The 15,818-nt window shown below is 58.7% G+C and carries 16 protein-coding genes; 13 read left to right on the forward strand and 3 right to left on the reverse strand.

Annotation, left to right across the window (positions count from 1 at the left end; genetic code table 11):
- Positions 1-3: 3 nt before the first annotated feature.
- Positions 4-567 carry a TadE/TadG family type IV pilus assembly protein gene (locus tag AKU79_RS06750; RefSeq protein WP_156209533.1) on the forward strand — a complete coding sequence of 188 codons (564 nt, stop codon included), beginning with the start codon at positions 4-6 and terminating at the stop codon, positions 565-567.
- Positions 568-622: 55 nt separating this feature from the next.
- Here AKU79_RS06750 and AKU79_RS06755 read toward each other — a convergent pair whose 3' ends face one another.
- Entirely contained in the window at positions 623-1,126 is a 504-nt protein-coding gene (locus AKU79_RS06755; RefSeq protein ID WP_156209535.1) for a hypothetical protein, read from the reverse strand.
- A gap of 175 nt (positions 1,127-1,301) precedes the next feature.
- Here AKU79_RS06755 and AKU79_RS06760 point away from each other — a divergent pair, with 175 nt between their 5' ends.
- The 3 genes from AKU79_RS06760 to AKU79_RS06770 all read left to right on the forward strand — a co-directional run bounded on the left by AKU79_RS06760 (position 1,302) and on the right by AKU79_RS06770 (position 3,660).
- A complete protein-coding gene (locus tag AKU79_RS06760) occupies positions 1,302-2,213 on the forward strand; it encodes a pirin family protein (RefSeq protein WP_050522832.1) in 912 nt (303 codons plus the stop codon).
- Positions 2,214-2,284: 71 nt separating this feature from the next.
- Entirely contained in the window at positions 2,285-2,977 is a 693-nt protein-coding gene (locus AKU79_RS06765) for a metal-dependent hydrolase (RefSeq protein ID WP_050522833.1), read from the forward strand.
- A gap of 239 nt (positions 2,978-3,216) precedes the next feature.
- Positions 3,217-3,660, forward strand: a complete 444-nt coding sequence (locus AKU79_RS06770; RefSeq protein ID WP_050522834.1) for a GNAT family N-acetyltransferase — start codon at positions 3,217-3,219, stop codon at positions 3,658-3,660.
- Between the two features lie 204 nt (positions 3,661-3,864).
- Here AKU79_RS06770 and AKU79_RS06775 read toward each other — a convergent pair whose 3' ends face one another.
- Complete coding sequence (locus AKU79_RS06775) at positions 3,865-4,320, reverse strand: nucleoside deaminase (protein WP_050522835.1); 456 nt, start codon at positions 4,318-4,320, stop codon at positions 3,865-3,867.
- A 117-nt stretch (positions 4,321-4,437) separates the two neighbouring features.
- Here AKU79_RS06775 and AKU79_RS06780 point away from each other — a divergent pair, with 117 nt between their 5' ends.
- From AKU79_RS06780 to dtd, 9 genes are all read left to right on the forward strand, one after another.
- Positions 4,438-5,514 (forward strand): pseudouridine synthase, encoded by a 1,077-nt coding sequence (locus AKU79_RS06780; RefSeq protein WP_082223959.1) that lies wholly within the window; start codon positions 4,438-4,440, stop codon positions 5,512-5,514.
- Between the two features lie 237 nt (positions 5,515-5,751).
- Complete coding sequence (locus AKU79_RS06785; RefSeq protein WP_050523072.1) at positions 5,752-6,627, forward strand: 5-bromo-4-chloroindolyl phosphate hydrolysis family protein; 876 nt, start codon at positions 5,752-5,754, stop codon at positions 6,625-6,627.
- Positions 6,628-6,660: 33 nt separating this feature from the next.
- Positions 6,661-7,845: a toxic anion resistance protein gene (locus AKU79_RS06790; protein ID WP_050522836.1), complete on the forward strand. Its 1,185-nt coding sequence runs from the start codon at positions 6,661-6,663 to the stop codon at positions 7,843-7,845.
- 34 nt (positions 7,846-7,879) lie between these two features.
- Entirely contained in the window at positions 7,880-8,851 is a 972-nt protein-coding gene (locus AKU79_RS06795; RefSeq protein WP_231580113.1) for a DUF2927 domain-containing protein, read from the forward strand.
- Between the two features lie 11 nt (positions 8,852-8,862).
- A complete protein-coding gene (locus AKU79_RS06800; RefSeq protein WP_050522838.1) occupies positions 8,863-9,987 on the forward strand; it encodes an SPFH domain-containing protein in 1,125 nt (374 codons plus the stop codon).
- A gap of 3 nt (positions 9,988-9,990) precedes the next feature.
- Complete coding sequence (locus AKU79_RS06805; RefSeq protein ID WP_050522839.1) at positions 9,991-11,097, forward strand: primosomal protein N' (replication factor Y) - superfamily II helicase; 1,107 nt, start codon at positions 9,991-9,993, stop codon at positions 11,095-11,097.
- Between the two features lie 352 nt (positions 11,098-11,449).
- On the forward strand, positions 11,450-12,406 hold the full coding sequence (locus AKU79_RS06810) for a phosphoribosylaminoimidazolesuccinocarboxamide synthase (protein WP_050522840.1): 957 nt from the start codon (positions 11,450-11,452) through the stop codon (positions 12,404-12,406).
- Positions 12,407-12,477: 71 nt separating this feature from the next.
- Positions 12,478-13,398 carry a carbohydrate kinase family protein gene (locus AKU79_RS06815; protein WP_050522841.1) on the forward strand — a complete coding sequence of 307 codons (921 nt, stop codon included), beginning with the start codon at positions 12,478-12,480 and terminating at the stop codon, positions 13,396-13,398.
- Positions 13,395-13,838, forward strand: a complete 444-nt coding sequence (gene dtd / locus AKU79_RS06820) for a D-aminoacyl-tRNA deacylase (protein WP_050522842.1) — start codon at positions 13,395-13,397, stop codon at positions 13,836-13,838. Before AKU79_RS06815 ends, dtd begins: the two co-directional genes overlap by 4 nt.
- Before the next feature lie 78 nt (positions 13,839-13,916).
- Here dtd and AKU79_RS06825 read toward each other — a convergent pair whose 3' ends face one another.
- Complete coding sequence (locus AKU79_RS06825; RefSeq protein ID WP_050522843.1) at positions 13,917-15,812, reverse strand: acyl-CoA synthetase; 1,896 nt, start codon at positions 15,810-15,812, stop codon at positions 13,917-13,919.
- Positions 15,813-15,818 lie beyond the last annotated feature (6 nt).

Below are 15,818 nucleotides of genomic sequence, written 5' to 3' on the forward strand. Positions count from 1 at the left end.
GCAATGTCATTCCTGTCCCGGGCCTTTCGACGTTTCTTGCACAACGAAGACGGCGCGTTTCTTGTCGACGCGCTTTTGCTGCTTCCCGCTTTCGTCTGGGCCTATACAGGTTTGTTTGTCTATTGGGACGCCTATCGCGCCATTAACACTGTCCAAAAAGCAAGCTACACGATTTCCGATTTGCTGTCGCGCAACCAAGATGTGGCAGGCATCAATGACGCCTATCTCGCCGGTATGCGCACAACCCTGAACACCATGATCGATGCCGATCAATCCAGCAAAATCCGCGTCACATCCTATAAATGGAGCGAGCCGAACAACCGTTATGAGGTGATCTTCTCGCGTTCACCAAACAATGAAATGACCGCACTGACGAACGCCAACCTCGCAGCCATCACCGACCGCCTGCCTCTGATGTCTGATGGTGACAGCGCCGTTTTGCTAGAGGTCGAGGTCAGCTACACCCCCCCCGCCGCTTTCGGGCTTGACCCGACAACACTTGAACAGTTCATCGTGACGCGGCCACGCTTTGTGGCAAAGCTCTGCCACGTCAGTTTTGCCTGCTGATCTGCTCGACAGCAGGCAAAACTGAAACGCCTGCCGAACCGGCAGGCGTTTCAGTCTATTCCCCTTGTTGCCCGCGCATGGCGATCAACGCCGAAACCACCTCGGCCATATAGCGCGCCGGTTGCGATGGCGTCACACCTCCGATACCCACACGCTTGCCAATCCGCCACCACAGGCCCGGCACCCAGGCAAACCCCATGCCTTGATACAACACCAGCGAAAACCCGTGTGACGGCTTCAGCGCAAAGGCCCCGCGCGAAACCTCGCGGACATTCGAAATCTCGGCCAGCAACCGCCCGCCATCCTCACGCAATCCGCTTGTGGTCAAAACCAAACCGGTGGCCGTGGCGCGCCAGGTCAGAAACGTGCCTAAAAACACCGCACCGCCCAGCGCCATCAACATCAGCCGCAACAACATCTGCTCGCGCGGAAAACCCAGTGCAAGGCTGACAAACACACAGCCCAGCGCAACCTGCACCACAACGCCCATCACCCGGCGGGGCTGCGACGGATCCAGCCGCGCCAATACCTGCTCGGCCTCACCCACTTGCTCTGTCATCCGCTCGTCCTCCGCATTTTTCATACCCGCTATAGCAGGTTGCACGGCCATAACCAGCCACCCCACGGCAAAAGAGTGCCAAAGCGCACATCCCACCTGCACCACTGCGCAATTGCCGAAACGCCGCCCGCGCCCTACCTTCCATCCAACACAGCGCCAAAAAAAGGAGGCCAGAATGTCCATTCGCCCCGTCATATCCGAAACCCTCGCCCAAGCAACGATGGAAGGCGCAGGCGTCCACCTGCATCGCGCCTTTGGCTTTCATAACCCTGATCAGATGGATCCCTTCCTGTTGTTCGACGATTTTCGCAATGAACACCCGAACGCCTATATGCGCGGCTTTCCGTGGCACCCGCATCGCGGCATTGAAACCATCACCTATGTGCTGGCAGGCACGGTCGATCACGCCGACAGCCTCGGCAACAGCGGCAGCTTGGGCGCAGGCGACGTGCAATGGATGACCGCAGGCTCGGGCATCCTGCATCAGGAAATGCCGCATGGTAACACCTCCGGGCAAATGCACGGCTTTCAGCTCTGGGCCAATCTGCCGGCCCATCTGAAAATGACCCAGCCGCGCTATCAGGATGTCAGCAGCACCGACATCCCTGAAATCATCGACGATGACGGCACCACCGTGCGCGTGATTGTGGGCAGTTTCTGGGGCAAAACCGGCCCCGTCGATGGCATCGCCGCCGATCCGCAATATCTGGATATCTCCGTGCCAGCGGGTCTCAAAAAATCCTTCAAGATCGACACCCGCAACTCTGCCTTCGCCTATATCTTTGATGGCAAAGGCAATTTCCGTGACGCCAGCCGCCCGCGCGGCGTGCTCTTGGAAAAAGAGGTCCGCGGCCAAGAGGTCAATATCCGCGATATGTCGGGCAATCGCACGCTGGTCCAGTTCGGCTCGGGCGATGAGGTGACTGTGCAGGCAGGCGACCAGGGCGTCCGCTTTCTGCTGATCTCGGGTGCGCCGATCCGCGAACCGGTGGCGTGGCACGGCCCGATCGTGATGAACACCAAAGACGAAATTCGTCAGGCCCTTGCCGATCTGCGCAACGACACCTTTATCAAACCCGCGCATTAACACCTAAACGCGGCTTGCTCTCTTGACCGGCAGGCCGCAAACTCTCCCGACCTAACGCCAAGGAGACCATCATGCAACTCACATGGCTCGGCCACTCCAGCTTTCGTCTGGAAATCGAAGACGCCACCCTGCTGATCGACCCCTGGCTGAGCGGCAACCCGATGCTTGCCGACACCCAACACGATGCCGCCACCACAGGCGCCACCCATATCCTGCTGACACATGGCCACGGCGACCACGCAGCCAACGCACTCGGCATCGCCAAAAAGCAAAGTATCCCAATTGCTTGCATCCACGAGCTGTCCGAAATCCTCAGCGCTGAGGGCGCGCAAACCATCGGCTTTGGCAAAGGCGGCACCATTGATCTGGGCGGGGCCAAGGTGACCATGGTCAACGCCTCGCATTCCTCAACCATCGATTTCAAAGGCGGTGCCCCCGCCGCCGCAGGCGCCGAGGCAGGCTTCATGATCGCTGGCGAAGGCCACACAATCTATGTGTCAGGCGATACCGACATCATGGCCGATATGGATTGGATGGGCGATTACCACAAACCCGATATCGGCATTCTCTGCGCAGGCGGGCATTACACGATGGATATGAAACGCGCAGCCTATGCCGCCAAGCGCTATTTCAATTTCAAAACCGTCATCCCCTGCCACTACCGCACCTTCCCGATTCTGGAACAGTCGGCACAGGCGCTGATCGACGGCCTGCCGGGCGTGCACGTGATTGAACCACAAGTGATGCAGCCGATCACACTGTAGAAACACTGACCACGTGACCACGCAGCCGAGAGGCTAAACACCTCTCGGCTGCGACCGCTCTTGACAAGTTCCAGTGGCCTCCGCACCAAATACCGCATGAAACATCGCATTAACCAACAAGCGACCGCCTGCGCCGCCCCCTAAAGCGCGGCAGGATTTCTATGCCGCACCCCTCCGGGCGGCAACAAATTCGGCCTTGCTGGTCCGCCCCCCCCCTAGCACCCGAGTAAGGCCGAAACATGATAACAACCCGTCCCGCCGCGCCCTCCGATATTCCTGCATTGCTCGTTGGCATCACCCAACTTGCCACCCATCACGGCGACACAGCCACCGCCACAGCCGAAACGCTGGCCCGCGACCTCTTTGGCCCCCTGCCTTGGATGCACGCACTTATGGCTGAAACCGGCCAAAGCGTAACGGGCTACGCCATCCTGCTGCCACTTGCGCAACTGCAATTTGGTAAGCGGGGCATGGATTTGCACCACCTGTTCACATGGCCAGAGCACCGCAAAACCGGTACCGGCCGCGCGCTGTTGTTGGCGGCCCAAGCCTATGCCCGCGACCTCGGCTGCACCTATATGACAGTCGGCACCCACCCCGATAATACAGACGCACAAGCCTATTACCTGCGGCACGGCTTTACCCCGCGCGCGCCAAGCCCCCGATTTGCGCTCATGCTATAGGCCGTGCTGCGGCCCCTACAGATCTGGGCATGTCGCACATTTTCACAAGCGACACTGCCAACAAACGCAACCTTAGCCCGATTGCCACACAGCCCAAACGCGGCGCATGACACCTCTTAACAATTGGTAAACAAAAATATGAAAACAATTTAAATTCAAAAAGTTACCAAGACGTCCGCGCGCGGTCATCTGCCTAAATCGCCCTCACACATCCCGCCGCGCGGCAAAAAATGCCCGCAACATCGCGCCCGACTCCTCTGCCGAAATCCCTTCATAAACCTCTGGCACATGATGGCACTGGGGGTGCGAAAACACCCGCGCCCCCACTTCAACGCCCCCTGATTTCGGGTCAGACGCCCCATAATATAGCCGCCTGATCCGCGCCCCCGAAATCGCGGCGGCACACATCGGGCATGGCTCCAACGTCACATAAAGATCATGCCCGCCCAACCTCTCGGCACCCAAAAACCGGCACGCCTCACGGATCACCAAAACCTCGGCATGGGCGGTCGGATCACATAATTCCCGCACCCTGTTTCCGGCCCGCGCAACCACACCTTGCGGCCCAACCAGAACGGCGCCGACCGGCACCTCGCCGCGCAGCCCCGCCGCCCGCGCCTCCTCCAGCGCGATCTCCATATATGAGGTGAATCCAACCATCGCCCAGCCTTGCCTCACCCCTCAATTAATTTCAATCCCTCCCTTGCCCCTTCATCTTGGACCAAATACCTTTGGGGGTCCGGGGGCTAACAGCCCCCGGCGCTTTGCCACGTCGCGATGACGTCGCCATATAAGGCCGATCCAATGACTACACCCACCACCCCAGCAGGCGACCGCATCGCCAAAGTTCTATCCCGCGTCGGCGTAGCCTCGCGCCGCGAAGCAGAGCGGATGATCGAACTCGGCCAAGTCGCCGTGAACGGCAAAATCATCGACAGCCCCGCGCTCAACGTCACGCCCAGCGACCGCATCACGGTTGATGGCCAACCCATCGGCCAGCCCGAACCCGCGCGGCTCTGGCTCTATTACAAACCCGACGGCCTCGTCACATCAAACAGCGATGAAAAGGGCCGCGACACGATATTCGATCACCTTCCCGAAGATCTGCCCCGCGTCATGTCCGTCGGCCGCCTCGATCTCAACTCCGAAGGGCTGCTTTTGCTGACCAATGACGGCGGGCTGAAACGCAAGCTGGAACTGCCCTCAACCGGTTGGCTGCGCAAATACCGCGTCCGCGTGAATGGCAACCCCACCGATGTCGATCTCGAACCGCTGCGCCGTGGCATCACTGTCGAGGGCGAAAAATTCCAGCCGATGATCGTTGTCCTCGACCGTATCCAAGGCGCCAATGCCTGGCTGACCGTGGGCCTGCGCGAAGGTAAAAACCGCGAAATCCGCCGCGCCATGATGGCGATCAACTTGACCGTGAACCGTTTGATCCGCGTCAGCTATGGCCCGTTCCGTCTGGGCGAGCTGACCCCCGGCGAAGTGACCGAGGTCAAAGGCCGCGTGCTGCGCGACCAGCTTGGCCAGCGCGAATTGCCCGAAGATGCCGTCGCCCCTGTGCCACGTGCGCCCCGCGCCAAAGGTCCGCGCATTTCCAAACCCGGCCCGAAACCCGCCGCAAAACCCATGGCGGCCCCCAGCACAAATCGCGGCCCCAAAACCGGTGACACGGCCAAAACCACGGCCCCAGCCAAAGCACGGTTTACCAAGCCCCGCACACCAGTCGCAGAGGCGCAAACCATCGAAAAGCCCATACGCGCCAAACCGGTAGCCAAACGCACCGCCCCGTCCCGCAATGCCGCCCAGCCTGCCACCAAAAGCGGCAAACCAGCGAATCGTCGCCCATGAAACGTGTTAGCGGGGAATAAACTCTGCAATTCCCCGCATATGCGGCTGGTATGAACGACTGGCTATCCATATAGTTAAGGCGTGAAACGGGTCGATCGCATAGCGGCTTGCCAACTGGCGGGCCGCAGCGATAACCTGCAACAAGGGGTTGTACATGTCTTCAAACGGGTTGAAAACGCTATCCTTTTTGCTGCTTGTCGCGCTGACGTTTTACGTAGCCAGCTTGGGGTCGATCTGATGGCACAACGTTTTGGCGGCAAATTCAGCCCTACTGGTGGCCCCTCGGGCCCCACCCCCGACAATAAGGGTTTTCAAACCAAACGCCCGACCAAGGCGGGGTTTCGCTCTAACTTGCTGTTTTTCCTTCCTGTCCCGTTCTTGTGGAAAGCGTTTTTCGAGGATCCGATCACCCTGATAATGGGTCTTGTCACCACTGCCTTGATGCTGCTCGGGGCGTGGCTTACCCGCGAAGGCCTGTTCGCCCAAGAGGCGTATGAGGCCCGCAGTATCGCCCGCCGCCCCGCTTTGCCGCGCAAAATCATCGGCGCTGTGCTGATCGGCCTCGGCTTGGGCTGCGGCGCGCTTATGTCGGGCCAAAGCAGCCTTATTGCCATTGCTTTGGCAACGCTTGGCGCCTTTTTGCACCTTGGCACGTTCGGCTTTGACCCGCTGGCCAACAAAGGCGTCGAAGGGCTGGATGATTTTCAAACCGACCGTGTGGCCAAAGCCGTTGATACCGGCGAGGCCCATCTGAAAGCGATGAAAGACGCGATCTTGCGCGCCCGTGACCGCCAGCTTGAAGGGCGCGTCGATCACTTTGCCGATACCGCGCGCGCCCTGTTTCGCACCGTTGAAAACGACCCGCGCGATCTGACTGCGGCCCGAAAATATCTGGGCATCTACCTGCAAGGCGCGCGTGAGGCGACCATCAAGTTTGTCGATCTCTATGCCCAGAACCGCGATGCCAAGATGCGTGCCGATTATGACGCTTTGCTAACCGATCTGGAAACCAATTTCGCCAGCCGCACGACGGCACTTTTGTCTGACAATCACACTGATCTGAACGTCGAAATAGAGGTCTTGCGGGAACGTCTGGCCTTTGAAAACCGTTAATCGCACCCTGTGCGCAATAGAGTGAGAGTATCCATGGCCGAAACCATCCAACAAAAAGCCACCGCCGCCTTGGCAGAGGTCGAAGCCGTTACCGCAGTTGTGCTGCCCGAACCGGGCCGCGATTTGGTGACGCTCGACGCAGCCGCCCCGGCCCATGCCGCCGAAATCCAAAAGCGGATGGCGGAAATCGATATGACCAACACCCAGTCGATCATCTCATTCGGTTCCAGCGCGCAAACCGAATTGCAGGTGATTTCGCAGGCGATGCTGGCCGATGTTAAAAACAAGGATGTCGGCCCCGCGGGTGACAGCCTGCGCAACATGGTCAGCACCATTCGCGGCTTTTCGGTTTCCGAACTTGACGTGCGCCGCAAACGCACTTGGTGGGAAAGATTGCTGGGCCGCGCCGCCCCCTTTGCCAATTTCGTGGCGAAATTCGAAAACGTCCAAGGCCAGATTGACAACATCACCGAAACCTTGCTGGGCCATGAGCATACCCTGCTAAAAGACATCAAATCGCTGGATGTGCTTTATGATAAAACCCTGACTTTCTATGATGAACTGGCACTTTACATTGCGGCAGGCGAGGCCAAGATCAAAGATCTTGATGCCAATGACATCCCTGCAAAAGAGGCCGAGGTTTCTGCCGTTGCCGAAGAAAAACAGGTGATGAAAGCGCAGGAATTGCGCGATCTGCGCGCCGCACGTGATGACCTTGAACGCCGCGTGCATGACTTGAAACTGACCCGTCAGGTGACGATGCAATCCTTGCCTTCAATCCGTTTGGTGCAGGAAAACGACAAATCCTTGGTGACCAAGATCAACTCGACCTTGGTGAACACCGTGCCATTGTGGGAAACGCAGCTGGCGCAGGCTGTGACCATTCAACGCTCGCGCGAAGCTGCCGAGAGCATTCGCGCGGCCAATGATCTGACCAATGAACTGCTGACCTCAAACGCCGAAAACTTGCAACAAACCAACCGTATCGTGCGCACCGAAATGGAACGCGGCGTGTTTGATATCGAAGCGGTGAAAAAGGCCAACGCAACGCTGATCGCCACGATCAACGAAAGCCTTGCCATTGCCGATGCGGGCAAAGCCAAACGCGCCGCCGCCGAGGCGGATCTGGTCAAGATGGAGCATGATCTGCGCGATACCCTTGCCTCGGCCAAGGCCCGCAAGGATGGTTTGGGCGATACGATCGGTGTCAAAGCGTAAGTCGACAACAGAAAGCACAGCTATGCCCTCCGTGGTGGCACACGCGCCAAACACTCAGCACCGGACTGCCCATAAACTACTGATTGCTGCCTCGGCCGTGCTTTTGGCGGGCTGCGTTTTAAACACCCCACCCGTCACCGGGCGGGCCGCCTTGCCGCCGCCCCCACGCGGGGCCGATGGTCAAGCAGCGGCCAAACCCTCGGCCGCAAGCGAAAACCTGCGCAAATACTACGCGGGTGTGCAGGCCGAGCTGTTGTCGCAAGGTTTGATGCGCACCGATACGGGGGCCAAAGACGCGCCCTTTAATGCCCGCATGTTGGCAAATAACTTCGTGCGCATCGCGTTCTTTGATGAATTTGACAGCTCTTCCGGAACGCTGGTGGCGCGTGCGACCGAAAAACGCCTGCGCCGCTGGGACAAACCGGTGCGCGTGGGCCTCGCCTTTGGCGATTCAGTGCCGCAGGATTTGCGCTCGATTGAAAGGGCGCGGGTGGCATCTTTTCTGGCGCGGTTAACACGGCTGACCGGCCATTCGATTCAACTGGCCGATAGCGGCATCAACTTTCACCTGCAGATTCTGAACGTTGACGAGCTTCGGGCGATTGGCCCCACCGTTCGCAGCACAGACCCGAGTATTGGCAGGCCAGAGCTGGAGTCGATCATCAACATGCCAGAATCGACCTATTGCCAGGTCACCTATTCGATTGATGATTCCACCAACCTGATTGAGCGCGCCTTTGCCGTAATCCGCGCCGAACACCCTGATTTACTGCATTTATCTTGCCTGCACGAAGAAATTACCCAAGGCCTTGGCCTGCCCAATGACAGCCCGCAGGCCCGGCCCTCGATTTACAATGACGATCAGGAATTTGCCCTACTCACCCCGATGGATGAGCTGATGCTGCGCATGCTTTATGACAAACGCCTGTCACCCGGCATGTCGATCACGCAGGCCCGCCCCATCATTGACCAACTCGCCCAAGAGCTTATCGGCGGCGACAGCTAGGAGTCCAGAAAATGGTATTCGACTTTCTCAAAGGCCAGTTCATCGACGTCATCGCTTGGACAGATGACACCCGCGATACCATGGTCTGGCGGTTTGAACGCCAAGGCAATGAAATCAAATACGGTGCCAAGCTGACAGTGCGCGAAGGCCAAGCCGCTGTTTTTGTTCACGAAGGCCAGATGGCCGATGTCTTTGGCCCCGGCTTGTACATGTTGGAAACCAACAACATGCCGATCATGACAGCGCTGCAACATTGGGACCACGGCTTTCAAAGCCCGTTCAAATCCGAGATCTATTTCATCAATACGACCCGCTTTAACGATCTGAAATGGGGCACCAAAAACCCGATCATGACGCGCGACCCCGAATTTGGCCCCGTGCGCATCCGCGCCTTTGGCACCTATTCGATGCGCGTCACCGACCCTGCAAAATTCATGCAGGAAATCGTTGGCACCGATGGCGAATTCACGGCAGATGAAATCAGCTTTCAAATCCGCAACGTGATTTTGCAGGAAATGAGCCGCGCTTTGGCGGCCTCAAAAATTCCGGTGCTGGATATGGCGGCCAATACCGCCGATCTGGGCAAGCTGGTCGCCACAGCGATCAACCCGCAAATTGCCGAATACGGGCTGTCACTGCCTGAGCTCTATATTGAAAACATCTCGTTGCCCCAAGAGGTTGAAAAAGCACTGGATAAACGCACCTCGATGGGTATCGTCGGTGACTTGAACCGCTATACCCAGTTCAGCGCCGCCGAGGCACTGGCGCAACCCGGATCGGCCATGGGGGCCGCGATGGGGGCTGGTATGGGCGCCGGCATGGGGATGGGCTTGGCCCAGCAAATGGCGCCGCAGAATATGGGGCCATGGGGCGCCATGCCTGCCGCCGCAGCCGCACAAACCCCTCCGCCACCGCCACCACCAGCGCCGGAAAGACTGTGGCACACCGCCCAGAATGGCACCACAGCAGGCCCGTTTTCGCGCAGCCACCTTGGCCGCATGATCACCGAAGGCAGCTTTGCCCGTGACACGATGGTCTGGACGGCAGGTCAGGACGGCTGGAAACCAGCGGGCGAGATTGCCGAACTGGCCCAGCTTTTCACCGTGGCGCCGCCGCCACCCCCACCCGGGGCGTAAACCGTGAGCGCCGACCAAGAACACCGCTGGCCCTGCGACAGTTGCGGGGCCGACCTGCGCTTTGCGCCGGGCCAGACCGAGCTTGTCTGCGACCATTGCGGCAATGTGCAACAGATTCCGCAAGCGGCGCAAAGCGGTATGACCACAGCACTGGGTGAACTCGACCTCGCGCGTGGGCTGCGTGATGACCTGCCGCAAGCATCAATGGAAACGCCACAAACCACCCCATGTCCGAATTGTGGTGCATTGGTCGCGTTTTCAGGCGCACAACATGCCGCTCAATGTCCGTTTTGTGCAACACCTGTGGTCATCGGCACCGGCACCAACCGCCAGATCAAACCGCAGGCACTGGTCCCGTTTCAGCTGGATGAACGCAAGGCACGCGATGCGATGGGCAAATGGCTGGGCGCGCTGTGGTTTGCGCCCAACGGGCTGGTCGAATATGCCCGCAAAGGCCGGGCACTTTCGGGCATCTACGTGCCCTATTGGACCTTTGATGCCGCCACCCGATCGGCCTATTCCGGCCAGCGCGGGGTCTATTATTATGAAACCCGCACCGTTAACGTACAGGTCAACGGCAAAACCGAACGCCGACAGGAACAGGTGCGCAAAACCCGCTGGTACCCCGCCTCGGGGCAAGTGGCACGCCAGTTTGATGACGTCCTTGTGCTGGCCTCGCAAAGCCTGCCGCGCGGCTATACCGAAGGGCTAGAGCCATGGGATCTGACCGCCCTACAACCCTACCGCCCCGATTACCTGGCAGGCTTTATCGCCGAGGGCTATACGATTGGCCTTGGCGACGGCAACAGCATTGCACATGACAAAATGGCCCAAGTGATCGCGCAGGACGTCCGCCGCGACATTGGCGGCGATGAGCAACGGATCAGCCACATAGACACGGATCACAGCCAGGAAACCTTTAAACATATCCTGCTGCCTATCTGGATGGCGGCCTATAAATACAACAGCAAAACCTACCGTTTCGTGGTGAATGGCCAAACTGGCAAGGTCCAAGGCGAGCGCCCCTATTCCGCATGGAAAATCGCCTTTGCGGTGGTGGTCGCCGCCATCGTCGTCGGCGCAATCGTCTATCTCAACCAACATCAATAACCCAGCACCGGCCTAGGGCGGCATTGAGCCCCCCTTCGGCCGGTTTGGCCCTCGGCCACACTGCCACAGCAGTATCAACCAGCATCTTCTTGACTTTGCCGCAAAAATTGACACGCCAATCACGACAGGCCAGTGACGTGCTTCAAAGCGCGCATACATGAACCCAACCTCACATCACGCGCAAAACGCCCCACACCCAAAACCGCCTTTCGGCTTTCTTTCCGGTTCAAATATCCACTCAATCCTTTCCCCCACGCCAAACCCCCACAAAAAATGCACCGCACTTGGCCACAGCAAAGATTGACTCTCGCCCAACCCCGCATAAAAGGGCCTCAACCGATAGGAGGCCCTGATGACCGATTTGACCCGCATCCTCGATCAAGCCCATATCCCAGAGCTTCCGAACCCCTATTTCGGCAAGGTCCGCGATTGTTACGATCTGCCCGATGACCGCCGCATCCTTATTTCCTCTGACCGGGTGTCGGCCTTCGACCGTATCCTTGCGGCGATTCCGTTCAAAGGCCAGGTGCTGACCCAGACAGCCCGTTTCTGGTTTGATCACACCGCCGATATTTGCCCCAACCATGTGCTGGCCTATCCCGATCCAAACGTCGTGATTGGCAAAAAGCTGACCATCCTTCCGGTCGAAATTGTCGTGCGCGGCTATCTTGCGGGCACCACGGGCACCTCTATCCTGACCCTTTACAAAAAGGGCCAGCGCGAAATGTACGGCCACACGCTCCCCGATGGTTTGCGCGACAATCAGGCCTTGCCAACCCCTATTATCACCCCCACATCCAAGGCCTTTGACGGCGGCCATGATGAGCCGCTGACCACAGCCGACATCCTGTCACAAGGGCTGCTGACTCAGGCCCAATGGGACCGCATCTCGGCCGTCGCCCTTGCGCTTTTCGCGCGCGGTCAGGAAATGGCGGCCAAGCGCGGCTTGATCCTTGTTGATACGAAATATGAATTCGGCACGGATGCCAAAGGCCAGATCATTCTCGCCGATGAAATCCACACGCCCGACAGCTCGCGCTACTGGCTTGCCGATGGCTATGCGACCGCCTTTGAAAATGGCACCCGGCCGCCTTCGTTCGACAAGGATGTCATCCGGTCCTGGGTTGCCGCCCGCTGCGACCCCTATTCCGATCCCATCCCCGAAATCCCACCCGAAATGATCGTCGCCACCGCCCAAGTCTATATCGATGCCTATCAGGCGATTACCGGTCAGCCCTTTGTCCCCGACACCTCTGGCGCCACCCCGCTGGACCGTGTGCGCAAGAATCTGGCACCTTATTTCACCTGAACCACAAAGATGTTTGCGCTAACATCGACAGTTTGCTAAACTACCACAACTTTTCATACAGGAATGATGTGATGCTCCTTTGTTGCGGCGAAGCCCTGATCGACATGCTACCCCGTCAAACCACTGCGGACGAGGCGGCTTTCGCCCCCTATGCAGGCGGCGCAGTGTTCAACACAGCCATCGCCGCCGGTCGCCTCGGGGTGAAAACCGGCTTTTTCTCGGGCCTTTCTACCGATCTCTTTGGCGAGATCTTGACCAATACGCTCGCGGCTTCGAATGTCGATACAACCTATGCCGCACGCTCGGGCCGCCCGACAACTCTGGCGTTTGTAAAGCTTGTCAACGGTCAGGCAACCTACGCATTCTATGATGAAAACACCGCCGGCCGCTTGCTCTCGATTGACGATCTGCCAGCCCTGCCTGCCGAAATTTCGACCCTGTTCTTCGGCGGCATCTCTCTGGTCAACGACCCCGCCGCCTCGGCCTATGCAGCCCTTCAGGCACGCGAGGCCCCGACCCGCGTCACCATGATCGACCCCAACATCCGCCCCGGCTTTATCACCGATCAGGCCGCCTATCGCGCCCGCATCAACGCGATGGTCGCCAATGCCGATATCATCAAGATCAGCGACGAAGATCTGCACTGGCTCGAAGGTGCGGGCGATCTGACCGCCCTTGCGCGGGGCCTGTTGGCACGCGGCCCGAAACTGGTTTTTCTGACCGAAGGCGCCTCGGGCGCGCGCGCTATCACCGCCACGCAAAACCGCTTTGTCGCAGGTCAAAAGGTCACTGTGGCCGATACCGTCGGCGCGGGTGACACGTTCAACGCCGGCGCACTCGCCGCCCTGAACACAGCAAACGCCCTGACCAAAACTGCCCTGCAATCCTTGCCCGATGCCACCCTTGATGCGGCACTTTCGCTTGGCAACCGCGCGGCTGCGATCACCGTTTCGCGCCCGGGCGCAAACCCACCCTGGACGCATGAGCTGTGAGAGCACTGCTCCAACGCGTCCACTCTGCCTCCGTTTCGGTAGATGGCGAAACCATCGGCCAAATCGGCCCCGGCCTCCTTATCCTGCTTTGCGCAATGCAAGGCGATACCGAGGCCGAGGCCGATAGCCTCGCCGCCAAAATCTCCAAACTGCGCATCTTCAAGGATAGCGCCGGCAAAATGAATCTATCGTTAAAAGACACCAATGGTGCAGCCCTAATCGTCAGCCAATTCACCCTTGCGGCCGATACCTCGCGCGGCAACCGCCCCGGGTTCTCCACCGCCGCCGCCCCGGATACAGGTCGCCACCTCTACGAATACTTCACCGAGCAAATGCGAAACCTCGGCATCACAACAGCCAACGGCCAGTTCGGTGCCGATATGGATGTAAGCCTCACCAATGCTGGCCCCGTGACAATCTGGCTCGACACTGCCGGCTAGTGCTTTCTTTTCGGTAAAAATATCCTCAGGGGGTGAATTTTCCGTCAGGAAAAGAGGGGGCAGAATGCCCCCTGCCCCTTACGCCTCTTCGGCCCATTCCCAAGGCCGGACAAACTGGCCCAGCACCGCCATCACAGCCATCTCTCCAACGCCCTCGGCGCGCGAAACATGCGCCACCAAACCGCGTTTTTTGTCCTCAACGACCGAGACAACCTGCACCGGAACCCCCGCCGCCGCCAGCGCCTCATTATAGACGCGGGTAATGGCAAGCCGCCGCAAATCGGGTTTGAACACCTTGCCGACAGCGGTTTTCGGCATTTCAGGCAAAATCTCGATCACCTTTGGCACCGCCGCCCGCTCATGAATATGCGCGCGGGCAAAGGCCATCAGCTCCTCTTGTGTTACCTCGGCCCCCTTCACCAGCTCAACATAGGCACAAGGAATCTCACCCGCATGCGCGTCCGGCTGGCCAATCGCACCCACCATCGCCACAGCCTCATGCCCCGCCAGTGCCTCTTCAATTTCGGCAGGGTCAATGTTGTGACCACCACGGATAATCAGATCCTTTGCCCGGCCGGTTATAAACAAATACCCATCCGCATCCATCCGCCCCAAATCGCCGGTGCGCAGATAGATCCCTTCGGCAAACAGATCGTGGTTTTTATCGGTTTCCGTATAGGTCGATCCCGGAAAGACACCGGGGTTAGATACGCAAATCTCGCCCACCTGGTCTACGCCACAATCCGTTGCCACCCCGTCGGCATGATGCAAAATCCGCACATGGGTATAGGGCAACGGAATTCCGACCGAGCCGATTTTCTTTTGCCCTTGCGGCGGGTTACACGACACAAGGCAGGTGCATTCCGTCAGCCCGTAGCCTTCGATAATCTGCACCCCTGTCGCCTTTTCAAACCGTTTGTACAGCTCCAGCGGCAAAGGCGCCGAGCCTGAAAACGCCCCGCGCAGGCTGCTTACATTGGCATCTATCGGCCGCTGCATCAGCGCCGACAGCGCAGTCGGCACGGTGATCATATAGGTAATTTTCCAGCGCTCGACCAATTTCCAGAAATTGTCGAACACGCCCTCGCCGCGATAGCCGGCGGGGGTTGGAAACACCACATGCGCGCCGCTACCGATCATCGACATCAAAATCGGATAGATCGCAAAGACATGAAACATCGGCAGCGGGCAAATCACCACATCCGATTTGTCAAAAATCAGCTGTGACCCCAACCAGCCGTTATACACCATCCCCGACACCTTGTGCTGGGCAACCTTGGGCATTCCCGTTGTCCCGCCGGTGTGGAAATAGGCAGCAACGCGGTCATCCAACACATCCTCAAACACCAGCCGGTCCGCCGGTTGACGCGCCAGTTCCGCGTTGAAATTCAATACTCTGGCATTATGCGCCACAGGGTTTTTCGGCCGCACCAGTGGCACGATCCAGCTTTTCGGCGGACTTAGATAGCGCTTTAGATCAATCTCCAGAACCGTCTTTACCTCGGGCGCATGGCGCACCGCTTCGGCCACGCGCTGCGCCACCTCGGTCTTTGGAAAGGACTTCAGCGTCACCACAACCTTGGCCTTGGTCTCGCGCAAGATCGAGCTGATCTGATCGGCATCCAGCAGCGGGTTGATCGGATTCACAATCCCCGCGACAGACCCGCCCAGCACCGTTACCGCAGTCTCGATGCAATTGGGCAGCACAAAGGCCACCACATCACTTGGCCCGATGCCAAGGCTGCGAAACAGGTTTGCGGCCTGCGTCACCAAGCCATGATACTGCGCCCAAGTCAGCGTTTCGGCACTGTCAGCAGGCCCCGACTGCAGCTGAAAGCTGATCGCGTTCTTATCGCCATGCTTCTCACGTGTTTGGCTTAGAAACTGATAGATCGAGCGCGCGACATCGCGTTCTTCCCACCGTTTTTCCGCCTCAATCGTATCGCGGTCTGCAATCGATACAAACGCTTTCATCCATAG

This window comes from Pseudorhodobacter wandonensis, from assembly GCF_001202035.1.
Classification (GTDB): Bacteria; Pseudomonadota; Alphaproteobacteria; order Rhodobacterales; family Rhodobacteraceae; genus Pseudorhodobacter; species Pseudorhodobacter wandonensis.